The sequence below is a fragment of the Litorivita sp. NS0012-18 genome, from assembly GCF_040371945.1.
Lineage (GTDB): Bacteria > Pseudomonadota > Alphaproteobacteria > Rhodobacterales > Rhodobacteraceae > Litorivita.
Genome location: NZ_BAABWS010000002.1, coordinates 231,268 through 246,024, shown reverse-complemented (window position 1 = coordinate 246,024; position 14,757 = coordinate 231,268). Strand labels below are relative to the sequence as shown.

Here is a 14,757-nt window from a genome sequence, read left to right as displayed (position 1 = left end):
CCCATCCGCTCTCTTGCCAAGCTTCGCGCCGCGCGCCATCATGGGGTCATGTTTACCATCGAGCACGAGTTCGACGCCACGGTGATCACCTTGGTGGACGACGGCCCCGCCCCATTGAAAGAAGACATTACGGTCAACGCGTTTTCCGAATGCGTGACGGTCGAGCAATATGACCCGCGCACGGATCGAGTGATGATGGTCACCCTATCCATGGCGCAGCTGCGCGATCTGGGCGCGGCCTTGGACCTGCCCGAGGGGGCCTATCTGCTCAATGAGACGAGTGCGCCCTAACCGCGCCGCGCGCAGCCGCATCTCAAAACAGCCTGTCGCGCAATGTCTCGCCGCGTTTGAGCGTGAGGCGCACGGCAATCTGCGCGCGGGATATGGCCAGATGGGCGAGCATGAGGATTGCGGGCATCGGGGCTCTTTCATTGCAATCGGCCCATAGCCTAGCGCCCCCCGCGCCCGCCCGCCAGACTGCCCGCCAGAACGGGCGCCTGCGCCTCGCGCCGCTGCGACTTGACCTTCTCCCGCCAAGCCCCGACATATACGCTCAAAGCCAAAGGCCATGAGGCCTGCGCCAAACTTTCAAATCCCAAGGGGCCAAAGTCGCCCCGCAAAGGAGCCTCATGCCCGATAAAAACCAAGCCGCCCTCGATTTTCTGCTGACGCGCCGCTCGCGCCCGCAAAAGACCCTTGGCCTGCCGGTGCCGGACCGCGCGGAGCTGGAACTGTTGCTGACCGCGGCGGCGCGCACGCCCGATCACGGCAAATTAGAGCCGTGGCGGTTTATCGTATTGGAAAAACCGGCCTTGACGCGTCTGGCGGCGCTTGCTCAGGTGCGCGGCGCGGCCTTGGGGCTTGAGATCGAGCAGATCAACAAGGGGGCAGCGCAATTCGCCACGGGCAATCTGGCCGTCGCGGTTGTCGAAGTGCAAAAACCCTCGCCCAAAGTCCCCGCGATCGAGCAAACCTATAGTGCGGGCGCGGTCTGCCTTGCGCTGCTCAACGCGGGCTTGGCGGCGGGATGGGGGGCAAACTGGCTCTCGGGCTGGCCGAGCCATGATCGCGAGTTTGTCCAAGGCGGGCTTGGCCTTCAGGCCCATGAGCGGGTGGCAGGGATCATCCACCTTGGCCGCGAAGGCAGCGCTCCGCCCGAACGCCCGCGTCCTGATGTGGATGCAATCACCACATGGATGGACGCATGATTTTCACCGCGTTTTTCCGCGCCTTGGGGCAAATCGACGATCCGCGGTTTCGCAAGGTGCTTTTTCTGGGCCTTGGCCTGACGATTGCCCTCTTGGTTGCGGCCTGCGCGGCGGTTTTTGCACTGGTCACATGGGCCACGGGCGACACGCTCACCCTGCCGTTGGTGGGCGAGGTCACATGGGTCGGGGATTTTCTGGGCATCGGCAGCATCATAATGATGCTGGTCTTGTCGATCTTTTTGATGGTGCCAGTGGCCTCTGCCATCACCTCCTTGTTCCTCGACGAGGTGGCCGATGCGGTCGAGGCGCGCCATTACGCCGATCTGCCCCCTGCGCCGCGCACCCCGTTTTTCGACGCATTGCGCGACTCGATCAACTATCTGGGCGTGATTTTGGCGGCCAATGCCGTGGCGGTTGTGCTCTATCTGATCTTCAACATCGCGGGGATATTCATCTTTTGGGGGCTGAACGGCTATCTGCTGGGCCGCGAGTATTTCCAGCTTTCGGCAATGCGCCGGATCGGGCCGCAAGGCGCGCGGGCGCTGCGCAAGAAGAACTGGCTGACGATTTGGGCAGCGGGGGTTTTGATGGCGATCCCCTTGACCGTGCCTTTGGTCAATCTGCTCATCCCGATCCTTGGCGCCGCCACCTTCACCCATATTTTCCATGCGCTGAACCGTCAGGGCGGCTAAACGCTCTGGCGCGCAGGGCCGCTGATGGGCCGCTCAACTGGCGCGGCGCAGTATGGTTAACGATTCCTTAATTGCGCCCCCGTTTTGCCCGATTTCAACAGTAATCTGACCAATACACGCCTCTTCTGCCGGAGGCGATCTGTGTTTTGGCCCTGTTGCCATGTCCGAACCGCTCTGCTGAAAGGAGCCTTACTATGATGCGTTCTCTGCTCGCGTCTCTTGCCATCGCGCTGTGCGGCCTGTCGGCCGGATCGGCAGCGCAGGCCTTGACCTATGATCCCATCGGCGTTCAAACCAACGTCGATGACGCCACTGTCTTTGGCAGCTGGCAGGTGCTTTACTCCGGCCTCTATTCCCAAAGCGGTATTGCCTTGGGCGATATCTACAGCGGCGCGAATGATCAGATCATGCTCGCCGCGCGTCAGGTCGGATCGGACAGCTTTGCGCTTTTGGCGACGATCGACACCTCGACATTGACCGGCCTTCACACCGCGCAAAACGAGACCGTCGAAGCCAATGGCGCCCAGTGGTATGCCAACGGATTGTCGATGGGGTTCGCCGGATTGGGCAGCGCGATCTTCCAGTTCGACGCTGATATCCTCTCCTCGAATGGCGCGCAGCGCCTGAGCTGGCACACCAATTCCGGCGCGTCTATCGGCGCGAGTTACGCCGCGACCGAAATCGGCGCAGGCTGGCGCGCGGGCAACGCCTATTTCGCCTATGGCGGATGGGAGCGGTTCATTTTGACGGAAATTCCGGACGTGCCGATGCCGCCCGCCTTGCCGCTGTTCTTGTGCAGCATGAGCATGCTGACGATGATGGCGCGCCGCCGCCGCGGCTAGGCCCTGCCCTATCGGCTACTCGAATAGAAAACGGCGACGGGTGAGCCCGTCGCCGTTTTTCAATCCCATCTGCACAGGCACCCTGCCGCCGCTTACTGCCCTGCGGTGTTTTCCTGCAAAGCGGGCTGCTGCGGGCCAAGGCGGTCGAAAACATCGATATCGCGCACGGTGATCTGACCGGTGAGAATCACCCAAGCAAGAATCACCCAAAGTACGGCGGCAATCGCCGTGGTGATCCATGCTTTTTTCTTGAGGTGATGATGCTCGGGCGCGCCCGCTTGCGTGCCATGCACAACCTCGCCCAAATCGCCTTGGGTCTGGATGCGAAACGGAATCACGACCAAAAAGGTCATGAACCACAGCACGGCATAGAGCACGATGCCAGAGGTAACCCCCATCAGACCTGCTCCAACTCCACGAGGCAGCCGTTGAAATCCTTGGGGTGCAAGAAGAGCACCGGCTTGCCGTGCGCGCCGATCTTCGGCTCGCCCGTGCCCAAAACCCGCGCGCCGGTGGATTTCAAATGGTCCCGCGCGGCGATGATGTCATCGACCTCATAGCACACGTGGTGCATGCCACCCGAGGGGTTCTTTTCCAAAAAGGCTGCAATCGGGCTGTTGTCGCCCAAGGGATAGAGCAGTTCGATCTTGGTGTTGGGCAATTCGATAAAGATCACGGTCACACCGTGATCGGGCTCGTCTTGCGGCGCGCCGACATTGGCGCCCAAAGCATTGCGGTATTGGTCGGCTGCGGCCTCCAGATCAGGCACAGCAATGGCAACATGGTTCAAACGGCCAATCATTTCGTCTCTCCTCGGATCACAAAATCTTTGCGCCGTTATGAGGCGCGCGCGCGCGCGGTGCAAGGGTGCGCAGGCGCGTGTTTGCGCCGCAGGTATAATATCGCGGTGCACCGATGCGAGGGCGTTCTTGGTAAATAATTAGCCAAACGCCGCGCAGCATTAACGGCGCGTTCACCATACCCGCGTTAGCGTCATCGCCACCCAGCCAAGATCAATCCCGACGTTCGCACCTCAAATGACGCAACTCGAATACAGGAGCCAGCCCCATGGACGACACCGAAGCCTTCCTGCCCCTTAGCTCTCCCACCGCGGCGCGCCCCTTGCTGGGCCTGACTGTTTTGGTGGTCGAGGACAGCCGGTTTGCCTGTGAGGCTTTGCGGCTTTTGTGTTTGCGCTCGGGCGCGCGTATCCGCCGTGCCGATTGCCTGCGCTCGGCGCGCCGGCACCTGCAAGTCTACCGCCCGTCGGTCGTGATGATCGATCTGGGCCTGCCCGACGGGTCGGGCGCGGAATTGATCGACGAATTGGCCCGCACCTCCCCGCGCGTGGGCGTGATCCTTGGCATGAGCGGCGATGACGGCGCCGAGCGTTTGGCTATCGCGGCGGGTGCGGACGGGTTTTTGGCCAAACCTGTGACCAGCGTGGCAACATTCCAAGAGTTGATCTTGTCGCATATCCCCGCCGAACGCCAACCCTGCGGACCGCGGATGGTCAATGATGAGTTGATCGAACCCGATCCCATTGCCTATCGCGATGACATGGCGCATGTCGCCGATATCTTGGGCGAAGGCACGGATGAGCGGATGCTTGATTATGTCGCGCAATTCGTATCGGGCGTGGCGCGCAGTGCCGATGATATGGCGCTCGCGATGGTGGCCGACGCTTTGGCGGATGCACGCAGCGAAGGACGCGCGTCCAACGCCGTTGTCGCGCAACTGGCCGGATTGGTGCAGGACCGTTTGAGCGAAAAAGTCGCCATCTAGTTTTTCAACGCGGACGGTTGGCGCTGCGCCATCAAAGCGCGCCCTAGAGCGCCGGATCTCCCCCCGCCCGCACCAATCGCGTCAAATCGCTCAGCCGTTCCTTTTGCCGCCCCGCCGCATCGAAATTCGACGCCGAGAGCCAGAACTCGAACGCTTCGCGCAGCGCGGGCCATTCGCGATCAATCACCGCGAACCATGCGGTATCGCGGTTGCGGCCCTTGACGACCGCAGCTTGGCGGAAAATCCCCTCATAGGTAAACCCGAGCCTTTGCGCCGCGCGGCGCGACGCCATATTGAGCGCGTTACACTTCCACTCATAGCGCCGGTATCCCGCCTCAAAAGCCCATTTCATCATCAAATACATCGCTTCGCTGGCGGCGCGGGTGCCCTGCAGCGCGGGGCCAAAACAGATATTGCCCACCTCGATTGACCCCGCCTGAGGCGCGATGCGCAAATAGGAAGCAACACCGCCGTAGCGCCCCTGCTCAAGATCCTTGATGGCAAAAAACTGCATATCGTCGCGCGCGGTGCTTTCACGCACCCAGCGGTGATATTGCGCGGCGGAGGCAAAAGGCCCGTCAGGAAGATAATCAAACAGCGCGTCCTGCCCCTCCACGGCCTGAAACAAAACCGCCGCATGGGTGTCGGCCTCCAAAGGTTCAAGCCTGCAATAGCGCCCCGCCATTGCATGTGCCTCGGGGCGCGGCGGCGCTTGCCAGTTTTCAACTTTTTCGCCGACGGGTCGCTGTGCACTCATTACGGGCTCCTTGATGTTAGAGCCACGATAGGCGCGCAGCCATTGGGGCGAAAGGCCAAAAAAAACATATAAGTCAAAGCAGAAGGCGCGGATCGGCGCCCATCTCCACCCCCGGAAACACCGAATGTTCAAGGACCTGTTGCGGAAGGCCGAAAAGCCCGCGCATCGCCCATGCCGCATAGGCGCGCACATCGCGTGTCGGCATCAAATCGCGCCGCGCATAAAGAGCATCTTCGCTCAAACCCGGCCAATCGGCCCATACGCGCCCGCCGCGCAGCGCCCCGCCCGCCATGAGCATCGCGCCGCCGGTGCCGTGATCGGTGCCGCCCGATCCGTTGAGCCGCACGGTTCGGCCAAATTCGGTCATCGCCAGAACGCAGGTCTTGCCCCAAACCGGTCCCAATCCCTCTTTGAGCGCCAAAACCGCATCGCTGAGCCGCGCGAGCGGCGCGCCAATGCGGCGGTCCTGTTGCGCGTGGGTGTCCCATCCGCCGAGCGAGAATGCCGCGATCCGGCTGGCGCCGGTCAGGCGCGCTGCGGCAAAGCGCGCAAGCTCCAAGTGACCCGTCCCAGTGCGCGCCCCGCGCATTTGTTCTTGCATGGCGCTGAGCATCTCGCCCGCATCCGTGGCGGCGCCCATGCCCGCGCCCATTCCGGCCTCGCCGTCCCTCAAAGCGGCCAGATCAAGGCCCGAAAGCTCCGCCGCCTCGCCCAATGCATCGCGAAACAATGGATCGTCATGCATGATCCGCTCGGCCAGATCAAAGGTTTGCGGATCAAGCTGCAGCGCGCTGTCGGGTGCCCAATTGGCCACCGGCGCCTTGCCCGCCAGAATACGCATATCGCCGCGCCCGATGGCAAATCCGGTTTCGGCCTCGGCGGCGGGCACCGATTGCAACAGCCGGTTGAGCCAACCGTCGCGCAGCTGCCCCGCTGCGTCCATGTCGGTGCCTGCCTCTAGCAGGTCTTGCCCGTCAAAATGGCTGCGCTTGTCGCGGTAAGGCGTTGAAATCGCATGGGCAAAGCCAAGCTCACCTGCCTGCCAAAGCGGATGCAGCGGTGCCAGTGCGGGGTGCAGCGCAAAAAAGCCGCCGCCGAGGCGCACGCCTTTTTGCGCCGCCCCCCCGCGCATCGCCCGATAGTCGGCATCGCCCACAGGGCGCAGCGCATCGACCCCGTCCATCGCCCCGCGCAAGATGATCACCACCAAACGGTTCTCCCATGGGGCCGAGGCGAAGGTCACCGGCGTGATCAAAGGGCTGGCCGCCAAAGAACAGCCGATCAGCCCCGCACCGCCAAGACGCAAGACCGCGCGCCGGTCCATGCGGGCGGAATTGGGGCCTGATGGCTGCGATTTTTCAAATGGGGTCATGGCGCTACATCCTTTGGAACGCGGGCGAGAGCAGCACAAGGCCAACGCCGATGGCGCGCGTTTCGGCGCCCTTGGCGGCGAAACCCAGCTGCGGCGCGCTGCGCGCCCGCACGCCCAAGGCGCTGCGCATGAAATCATCGGGATCGGGCAGCAGCTTCATCAAGGAAAACGGCACCGTCATCGCCCATTGGACGCGCGCGGCAAGGCGCTGCGGCACGATCCATGCGGCGTCCTCTTCGGGCCAACCATCCGGTCCGGGCGGGCGGTTCCACGCTTGGCCCATATGCGCCATTGGCGTGAGGAAGTGTTGCTGCATCCGGCGGCGTTTCATGACGGGGATATGGCGCGGATGGGTGCCCAGCGCGCGCAAGGCAGAGGCCATAAAATCCAAGGGTTGCTTCACATTGCCCGCCTCGCGCGCCCAAGCATCGGGGTGACGCAGCAACGCCTGCGTGAGCACCGCCAGATCACCGCCGCTTTGCATAAAGGCCGCATCCAGCGCGCGGACCAAATCCTCGCTTGGTTGGTCAAAGGTAAAATGGCGCGCCATCTTGCGGGCGATGTGACGCGATGTGGCCGGATGGGCGGCAAGGTCATCTAGCGCGGCGTATATGTCATCGAGGCTGGCCTTTGCCCCGCCATAGCGTTTGCCCAAAACGGTTTTCGCCTGCGGCTCGGCAAGCCCCGCGCGAAACACAAAGCCTTTGGCGGGCGCATAGGACAGACCCGTGAGCAGCGCCGCCAAGTGTTGCACATCGCCCTGCCCGTAAGGGCCGCCGACGCCCAAAGTGTGCAGCTCCAGCATCTCGCGCGCGAGGTTTTCATTCATCGCGCCGGTGGGACGTCCGGCGCTGGCGCGCGCGCGCGCGGTGGGACTGTTCGGGCCGATGGAGAGATGTTGATCGAGATAAAACAGCATCACCGGATGGGTCGCGGCCGCGCGCAGCATATCGGCAAAACGCCCTGCCACATGTGGGCGGATCGCATCTTCGACATAGGTCGCATCGGCGGGGCGCAAGCGCGGCCTTTTGGCATGGGCGGTGAAATGATCAGCCCAGAACGCGACCAACCTTTCGCGCAGTCCGTCTTGGGTGCCGATCCGGCGCTGGAGCGTATGGCCAAAGCTTTGGACTTCGCGCAGGCGCGCGGCGCGTTTTTCTGTCTCGACCTGTTTTTCCATCTTCCTGAGCGCTGCCGTCATCTCGCGGCGCGCGGGGCTATCTTGCGGGCCCATATCGGCCAACTCGCGCGACAACGCGCGCTGGGTATCGCGCAGCCGGTCATATGCGGTGAGGTCTTGGCGCAGGCTGTCGAAACTGCCGATCGGGAAGGCGCGCGCCGCCAGATCCGGCCCGCGCAGGCGCTCCATCATCTGCGCGGTCGAGCGCGGCGCGGCGATCTTGGGCGCGCGCCCGCATCCAAAACGGATGTCTGCCAAATCAGGATCAAAATAGGCATCATCAGACACGAGAGAGACAGCGCCATCCTTCGCAATTGCGCGCGGGCCTGCCGCGCCATTGCTTCAAGCTAGGCATTGCGATGCGCAGGGACCAGCCCTTTCGACGCGCGCCGCGCAAACATGGGCAATGGACCGCCAATCGCGCGCCCCGATAGACGCCTCGAGAAATCGGGCCAGGGCATCCGATCATGTCGCCATGTGCCAAGGCCCCAAGGTGGTGGGCAGGATGGAGAAGGACGCCTGCGGGGCGGCGTTTGGCGGCGTTTGGAGGCGCTCGGCCTGACCGAGACGGCACAGGCCGACCATTCGGAGGATTGAGCCGCAAAACCACATAGGCCCCGATGGTGTCACCATCTGGGCCTGTATTTACCTATGGGTTGAGCGGTTAATCTTGCTCGATGACGCGCAAGCTGAGCTCCATCAACTGGTCGCTTTGTGCCTCGGACGGCGCGTTCATCATCAGATCTTCGGCGCGCTGGTTCATCGGGAACATGATAACCTCGCGGATGTTGGCCTCATCGGCCAAAAGCATCACAATCCGGTCGATCCCTGCGGCGCAACCGCCGTGGGGCGGGGCGCCGTATTGGAAGGCGTTGACCATGCCTCCAAAGCGTTTTTCGACCTCGTCCTTGCCATATCCGGCAATCTCGAAGGCTTTGAACATGATCTCGGGGCGGTGGTTCCGGATCGCGCCCGACACCAATTCATAGCCGTTACAGGCAAGGTCATATTGATAGCCGAGCACGTCCAGAGGATTGCCCTCCAGCGCCTCCATCCCGCCTTGGGGCATCGAGAAGGGGTTGTGTTCGAAATCGATCTTGCCGGTTTCCTCGTCCTGCTCGTAGATCGGGAAATCGACGATCCATGCAAAGGCAAAGCGGTCCTTGTCGGTCAGGCCCAACTCCTCGCCGATCACATTGCGCGCGCGGCCCGCAACGCCTTCGAATGCCTTGGGCTTGCCGCCCAAGAAGAAGGCCGCATCGCCCATGCCAAGGCCCAACTGCTGACGGATCGCTTCGGTGCGCTCGGGGCCGATGTTTTTGGCCAAAGGTCCGGCCGCTTCCATGCCGCCTTCAACCTCGCCCGATTTGAGCTTGGCCTGCGCCTCCTTGACGGTGATGCCCAATTCTTGCGCCACGGCATCGGCGGTTTTCTCGCGCCAGAAGATATACCCCATACCGGGCAGGCCTTCTTTTTGTGCAAAGGCATTCATCCGGTCACAGAATTTGCGACTGCCGCCCGTCGGCGCGGGGATGGCGCGCACTTCGGTGCCCTCTTGTTCGAGCAGTTTGGCAAAGATCGCAAAACCGGAGCCTGCGAAATGCTCGCTCACGACCTGCATCTTGATCGGGTTGCGCAGGTCGGGCTTGTCCGAGCCATACCAAAGCGCCGCATCCTTATAGGAGATTTGCTCCCATGTCTGATCGACTTTGCGCCCGCCGCCGAATTCCTCGAAAATGCCGGTGATCACCGGCTGGATCGTGTCGAACACGTCCTGCTGCTCGACAAAGGACATTTCGAGGTCGAGCTGGTAAAAATCCGTGGGCGAGCGGTCGGCGCGCGGGTCCTCATCGCGAAAACACGGCGCAATCTGGAAATATTTGTCATAGCCCGACACCATGATCAGCTGTTTGAACTGCTGCGGCGCCTGCGGCAGGGCGTAGAATTTACCGGGGTGCAGACGCGACGGCACCAGAAAATCACGCGCGCCTTCGGGGCTTGAGGCGGTGATAATTGGCGTCTGGAACTCGCGGAACCCCTTGTCCCACATACGGCGGCGCATCGAGGCCACGACATCCGAACGCATCTTCATGTTGTTTTGCAATTTCTCGCGGCGCAGATCGAGATAGCGGTATTTCAGGCGCGTCTCTTCGGGATACTCCTGATCGCCAAACACCATCAGCGGCAATTCGTTGGAAGCGCCCAAAACCTCGATATCGCGGATGAACACCTCGATCTCGCCGGTGGGGATTTTCGAATTCACAAGGCTCTCGTCGCGCGCCATGACATTGCCGTCGATGCGGATACACCATTCCGAGCGCACCTTCTCGATTTGCGAGAACACAGGGCTGTCAGGATCGGCCATAACCTGCGTGATCCCGTAGTGGTCGCGCAGGTCGATAAAAAGCAATCCGCCATGATCGCGGACGCGGTGCACCCAACCGGACAAACGCACGGTCTCGCCGACATTGGATTTGTTAAGCTCGGCGCAGGTATGGCTGCGATATGCGTGCATTTTGGCGTTCCTTCGGATCTGGCTGCTGGGCGCTGGCGCATCGCCGCGCGCGCCCGTTTGCGCCGATACACATGTGCAGAGGCAAAAAGTCAACCCAAACCCCGCGAAGGAAGGCCCAATGTCAAGAAAAGACACGCCCCGCTGCGGCCGCGAATGGACGGCAACGGGGCGCTTGCTGGTTCGCGGTCATCGGCGTCCCCGCCTGTACCGCATCTCAAGCCTGTGCCAATCATGGTTACGAAAACGTAAACGGCTTTGCAGGTTCCATAAATATCCCCGCCGGAGGCATTAGGTCCGAAAGCGCAGCGCGATCAACTTCATGCCTCCGGCGGGGATATTTGACGAACCTGCAAAGCGCGCAAAACCCCTCGTTGGGGCTTGCGCCCAAGCGCGCCATGTCTATAACCCACGACAATTTGCGGGCAGGGGCGACTCTGAGCCGCGAGATTTGCTGCACCGAAACACTTGCACAATTAGAGGTCTGCCATGCCCAAAAGAACCGATATCTCCTCGATCATGATTATTGGGGCGGGGCCGATTGTGATTGGGCAGGCCTGCGAGTTTGACTATTCGGGCGCGCAAGCCTGTAAAGCGCTGCGCGAAGAAGGCTATCGGGTGATTTTGGTCAACTCCAACCCCGCGACGATCATGACCGATCCGGAGATGGCCGATGCGACTTATATCGAGCCGATCACACCAGAGATTGTCGCCAAGATCATCGAGAAAGAGCGCCCTGATGCCTTGCTGCCGACCATGGGCGGGCAGACCGGTTTGAACACCTCGCTGGCGCTTGAAGAGATGGGCGTTTTGGAAAAATTCGGCGTCGAGATGATCGGCGCGACGCGCGATGCGATCGAGATGGCCGAGGACCGCAAACTGTTTCGCGAAGCCATGGACCGTTTGGGCATCGAGAATCCCAAGGCGACCATCGTGACTGCACCGAAATTGCCCAACGGGCATGCGGACCTCAAGGAAGGGGTGCGCATTGCCTTGGAAGCCTTGGACGAGATCGGCTTGCCCGCCATCATCCGGCCTGCCTTTACCATGGGCGGCACCGGCGGCGGCGTGGCCTACAACCGCGAGGATTACGAACATTTCTGCCGCACCGGTATGGATGCCTCGCCGGTGAACCAGATCCTCGTCGACGAGAGCCTTTTGGGCTGGAAAGAGTTCGAGATGGAGGTGGTGCGCGATAAGGCCGACAACGCCATCATCGTGTGCTCGATCGAAAATATCGACCCGATGGGCGTGCATACGGGCGACAGCATTACGGTGGCCCCTGCCCTGACGCTGACCGACAAAGAATACCAGATCATGCGCAACCATTCGATTGCGGTCCTGCGCGAGATCGGCGTGGAGACGGGCGGATCGAACGTGCAATGGGCGGTGAACCCTGCCGATGGCCGCATGGTCGTGATCGAAATGAACCCGCGGGTGTCGCGCTCCTCGGCTCTGGCGTCCAAAGCCACGGGCTTCCCGATTGCGAAAATCGCGGCAAAACTGGCCGTGGGCTATACGCTCGACGAGCTGGACAATGATATCACCAAGGTCACGCCCGCATCTTTCGAGCCGACAATCGATTATGTCGTCACGAAAATCCCGAAATTCGCCTTTGAAAAATTTCCGGGTTCCAAACCTTACCTGACCACGGCGATGAAATCCGTCGGCGAAGCCATGGCGATTGGCCGCACGATCCACGAGAGTTTGCAAAAGGCGCTGGCCTCGATGGAATCCGGCCTGACCGGATTTGACGAGGTGGTGATCGAGGGCGCGCCCGATAAATCTGCCGTGATCCGCGCGATCAGCCAACAAACCCCCGACCGGATGCGCACCATTGCCCAAGCCATGCGCCACGGGCTAAGCGACTATGAAATCCACGGCGTCACGATGTTTGACCCGTGGTTCTTGGCCCGCATCCGCGAGATCGTCGAGGCCGAAGAGCAAATCCGCAGCGATGGGTTGCCGGTGACCGAAGCGGGGCTGCGCAAGCTCAAGATGATGGGCTTTACGGATGCCCGCCTCGCCCATTTGACCGGCCGCACCGAAGACAACATCCGCCGCGCGCGGCGCAATCTGGGCGTCAATGCCGTGTTCAAACGCATCGACACCTGCGCCGCCGAATTCGAGGCGCAAACCCCCTATATGTATTCCACCTACGAGGCCCCCGCGATGGGCGATGTGGAATGCGAAAGCCGCCCGACGGACCGCAAAAAGGTCGTCATTCTGGGCGGCGGTCCGAACCGGATCGGCCAAGGGATCGAGTTTGATTATTGCTGCTGCCATGCGTGCTATGCGCTCACCGAGCAGGGCTATGAGACGATCATGATCAACTGTAACCCCGAGACGGTTTCGACCGATTACGACACCTCGGACCGGCTGTATTTCGAGCCGCTGACCTTTGAACATGTGATGGAAATCTTGCGGGTCGAGCAAGAGAACGGCACCTTGCACGGGGTGATCGTGCAGTTCGGCGGGCAAACGCCGCTGAAACTGGCGAATGCCTTGCAAGACGAAGGCATCCCGATCCTTGGCACCTCACCCGACGCGATTGATCTGGCCGAAGATCGCGAGCGTTTCCAAGAGCTTGTGAACAAGCTGGGCCTCAAGCAACCCAAGAACGGCATCGCCCATTCGGACGCCGAAGCCATGGCGATTGCGGATGAAATCGGCTATCCGCTGGTCATCCGGCCCTCTTATGTTTTGGGCGGGCGCGCGATGGAGATCGTTCGCGACACGCCGCAGCTCGAGCGCTATATCTCCGAGGCGGTGGTCGTCTCGGGCGACAGCCCCGTTTTGCTCGACAGCTACCTCGCAGGCGCGATCGAGATCGACGTGGATGCGCTTTGCGACGGCACCGATGTGCATGTCAGCGGCATCATGCAGCATATCGAAGAGGCCGGTGTGCACTCGGGCGACAGCGCCTGCTCGCTTCCGCCCTATTCGTTGAGCCAAGAGATGATCGACCGGCTCAAAGAGCAGACCCATGCCTTGGCCTTGGCGCTCAATGTGGTCGGGTTGATGAACATTCAATTCGCCATCAAGGGCGATGATATCTACCTCATCGAGGTCAACCCGCGCGCCTCGCGCACCGTGCCCTTTGTGGCCAAAGCCGTGGCCTCGCCCATTGCCTCGATTGCCGCGCGGATCATGGCGGGCGAGAAATTGAACAGCTTCGATCTGGTCGATCCGCAGATCAAAACCTTTGCGGTCAAAGAGGCGGTTTTGCCCTTTGCCCGTTTCCCGGGTGTGGATACGATCTTGGGGCCGGAAATGCGCTCGACCGGCGAGGTCATGGGATCGGACAAAACCTTTGCCCGCGCCTTCCTCAAGGCGCAGATGGGCGCAGGCACCGATTTGCCGACAAGCGGCAAGGTGTTTGTGTCGATCAAGGATGCCGATAAAACCGCGCTGATGCTGGATGCGGCCAAAGGGTTGACCGATATGGGCTTTACCATCGTCGCTACCCGCGGCACGGCGGCATGGATCAAGGAAAACGGCGTCGATTGCACCGTGGTTAACAAGGTCTATGAAGGCCGCCCGAACATCGTGGACCTGCTCAAGAACGAGGAAATCTCATTGGTGCTCAACACCACCGAGGGCGCGCAATCGGTCGAGGACAGCCGCGAAATCCGTTCGGTCGCGCTCTATGACAAGATCGCCTATTTCACCACCGCGGCAGGGGCACAGGCCGCTGTGCAAGCCATTCAGGCGCGCGGCGAAGGCGCGCTGGAGGTCACCAGCTTGCAAGAGATGTAAGGCGCATAGGCCCATATCAAGAATACAAAAACCCGCGCGGGGCGACCGGCGCGGGTTTCTCTTTTCGCCTGTCGCAGGACGCTCCGCTCGCGCGGGTCAGGTGCTTTCTTCTTCGAGATGCAGCTTCATCTCGATCAAAACCGTTTGCAGCGCCACCGTTTCCTTGAGCAGGCGCTTGGCCTCGTTGACGGTGATGATCCCGTCCTGAATCGATTGCTGGTATTCGCCCATCAGCATCGCAAACCTGTGGCTGAGCGCGATGACATCGGCATTTACCCCGCCTCGGTCCTCGCTGTTGCGCCGGCTCTCGTCATAGGACAGGCTCGCTCCGCCCAGTTCCGCCAAGGCGCTGGTCACATGGGGATAGCTCGATTTGGCCTCAAGCGCGGCGACACTGTCGACCGGCATAAATCGGTCCGCATGTTCGGGGCTGTCAGAATAGTAGCGCCCGAGGGTCGCCTTGGATTTTCCGGTCAGCGCGCAGGCCGCTTCGATACCGACATCCTTGACCAAAGCCTCGGTGTGTTTTTTCAAGTAAGACCCAATACCGTTCATCTTTTGCCCTTTTTAGCCTTTAAAATCAGGCCGCTTCTCATCCCGATACCCTTTTAAGCGCTGCCGAGCCATTTGTCATCACAATGTGTGAACGC

The 14,757-nt window shown here is 61.4% G+C and carries 13 protein-coding genes; 6 read left to right on the top strand and 7 right to left on the bottom strand.

Features of this window, described 5'->3' with window-relative positions; all coding sequences use genetic code 11:
- Positions 1 to 48: 48 nt before the first annotated feature.
- The 4 genes from ABWV64_RS10855 (at position 49) to ABWV64_RS10840 (ending at position 2,742) form a co-directional block, all read left to right on the top strand.
- Entirely contained in the window at positions 49 to 291 is a 243-nt protein-coding gene (locus tag ABWV64_RS10855) for a DUF8831 family protein (RefSeq protein ID WP_353345085.1), read from the top strand.
- A 338-nt stretch (positions 292 to 629) separates the two neighbouring features.
- Entirely contained in the window at positions 630 to 1,208 is a 579-nt protein-coding gene (locus ABWV64_RS10850) for a nitroreductase family protein (RefSeq protein WP_353345083.1), read from the top strand.
- A complete protein-coding gene (locus tag ABWV64_RS10845) occupies positions 1,205 to 1,900 on the top strand; it encodes an EI24 domain-containing protein (RefSeq protein ID WP_353345081.1) in 696 nt (231 codons plus the stop codon). The genes ABWV64_RS10850 and ABWV64_RS10845 overlap by 4 nt, the downstream gene beginning before the upstream one ends.
- 194 nt (positions 1,901 to 2,094) lie before the next feature.
- Entirely contained in the window at positions 2,095 to 2,742 is a 648-nt protein-coding gene (locus ABWV64_RS10840; protein WP_353345079.1) for a hypothetical protein, read from the top strand.
- A 92-nt stretch (positions 2,743 to 2,834) separates the two neighbouring features.
- On the opposite strand, the gene ABWV64_RS10835 is transcribed toward ABWV64_RS10840, so the two are convergent.
- Positions 2,835 to 3,140, bottom strand: a complete 306-nt coding sequence (locus tag ABWV64_RS10835; protein ID WP_353345077.1) for a DUF1467 family protein — start codon at positions 3,138 to 3,140, stop codon at positions 2,835 to 2,837.
- Positions 3,140 to 3,544 (bottom strand): methylmalonyl-CoA epimerase, encoded by a 405-nt coding sequence (mce, locus tag ABWV64_RS10830; protein ID WP_353345075.1) that lies wholly within the window; start codon positions 3,542 to 3,544, stop codon positions 3,140 to 3,142. The genes ABWV64_RS10835 and mce overlap by 1 nt, the downstream gene beginning before the upstream one ends.
- 266 nt (positions 3,545 to 3,810) lie before the next feature.
- Here mce and ABWV64_RS10825 point away from each other — a divergent pair, with 266 nt between their 5' ends.
- Entirely contained in the window at positions 3,811 to 4,527 is a 717-nt protein-coding gene (locus tag ABWV64_RS10825) for a response regulator (protein ID WP_353345073.1), read from the top strand.
- Positions 4,528 to 4,570: 43 nt separating this feature from the next.
- On the opposite strand, the gene ABWV64_RS10820 is transcribed toward ABWV64_RS10825, so the two are convergent.
- The 4 genes from ABWV64_RS10820 to aspS all read right to left on the bottom strand — a co-directional run bounded on the left by ABWV64_RS10820 (position 4,571) and on the right by aspS (position 10,351).
- Positions 4,571 to 5,284, bottom strand: coding sequence for a GNAT family N-acetyltransferase (locus tag ABWV64_RS10820; RefSeq protein ID WP_353345071.1), 714 nt, complete (start codon positions 5,282 to 5,284; stop codon positions 4,571 to 4,573).
- A gap of 73 nt (positions 5,285 to 5,357) precedes the next feature.
- Positions 5,358 to 6,656 (bottom strand): DUF1501 domain-containing protein, encoded by a 1,299-nt coding sequence (locus ABWV64_RS10815; RefSeq protein WP_502902646.1) that lies wholly within the window; start codon positions 6,654 to 6,656, stop codon positions 5,358 to 5,360.
- Positions 6,657 to 6,660: 4 nt separating this feature from the next.
- Positions 6,661 to 8,124, bottom strand: coding sequence for a DUF1800 domain-containing protein (locus ABWV64_RS10810; RefSeq protein ID WP_353345069.1), 1,464 nt, complete (start codon positions 8,122 to 8,124; stop codon positions 6,661 to 6,663).
- A 376-nt stretch (positions 8,125 to 8,500) separates the two neighbouring features.
- On the bottom strand, positions 8,501 to 10,351 hold the full coding sequence (aspS, locus tag ABWV64_RS10805) for an aspartate--tRNA ligase (RefSeq protein WP_353345067.1): 1,851 nt from the start codon (positions 10,349 to 10,351) through the stop codon (positions 8,501 to 8,503).
- Positions 10,352 to 10,837: 486 nt separating this feature from the next.
- On the opposite strand from aspS, the gene carB reads away from it, so the two are divergent.
- Positions 10,838 to 14,107 (top strand): carbamoyl-phosphate synthase large subunit, encoded by a 3,270-nt coding sequence (carB, locus tag ABWV64_RS10800; RefSeq protein ID WP_353345065.1) that lies wholly within the window; start codon positions 10,838 to 10,840, stop codon positions 14,105 to 14,107.
- A gap of 96 nt (positions 14,108 to 14,203) precedes the next feature.
- Here the strand turns inward: carB and ABWV64_RS10795 are convergent, their stop codons facing one another.
- Positions 14,204 to 14,662: a hypothetical protein gene (locus ABWV64_RS10795; RefSeq protein ID WP_353345063.1), complete on the bottom strand. Its 459-nt coding sequence runs from the start codon at positions 14,660 to 14,662 to the stop codon at positions 14,204 to 14,206.
- Between the last annotated feature and the right edge of the window lie 95 nt (positions 14,663 to 14,757).

Coding starts and splice junctions, on each gene's coding strand:
- ABWV64_RS10850 (WP_353345083.1), top strand. CDS start 630: ATGCCCGATAAAAACCAAGCCGCCCTCGATTTTCTGCTGACGCGCCGC.
- ABWV64_RS10815 (WP_502902646.1), bottom strand. CDS start 6,656: ATGACCCCATTTGAAAAATCGCAGCCATCAGGCCCCAATTCCGCCCGC.
- ABWV64_RS10855 (WP_353345085.1), top strand. CDS start 49: ATGTTTACCATCGAGCACGAGTTCGACGCCACGGTGATCACCTTGGTG.
- carB (WP_353345065.1), top strand. CDS start 10,838: ATGCCCAAAAGAACCGATATCTCCTCGATCATGATTATTGGGGCGGGG.
- mce (WP_353345075.1), bottom strand. CDS start 3,544: ATGATTGGCCGTTTGAACCATGTTGCCATTGCTGTGCCTGATCTGGAG.
- aspS (WP_353345067.1), bottom strand. CDS start 10,351: ATGCACGCATATCGCAGCCATACCTGCGCCGAGCTTAACAAATCCAAT.
- ABWV64_RS10820 (WP_353345071.1), bottom strand. CDS start 5,284: ATGAGTGCACAGCGACCCGTCGGCGAAAAAGTTGAAAACTGGCAAGCG.
- ABWV64_RS10845 (WP_353345081.1), top strand. CDS start 1,205: ATGATTTTCACCGCGTTTTTCCGCGCCTTGGGGCAAATCGACGATCCG.
- ABWV64_RS10835 (WP_353345077.1), bottom strand. CDS start 3,140: ATGGGGGTTACCTCTGGCATCGTGCTCTATGCCGTGCTGTGGTTCATG.
- ABWV64_RS10840 (WP_353345079.1), top strand. CDS start 2,095: ATGATGCGTTCTCTGCTCGCGTCTCTTGCCATCGCGCTGTGCGGCCTG.
- ABWV64_RS10795 (WP_353345063.1), bottom strand. CDS start 14,662: ATGAACGGTATTGGGTCTTACTTGAAAAAACACACCGAGGCTTTGGTC.
- ABWV64_RS10825 (WP_353345073.1), top strand. CDS start 3,811: ATGGACGACACCGAAGCCTTCCTGCCCCTTAGCTCTCCCACCGCGGCG.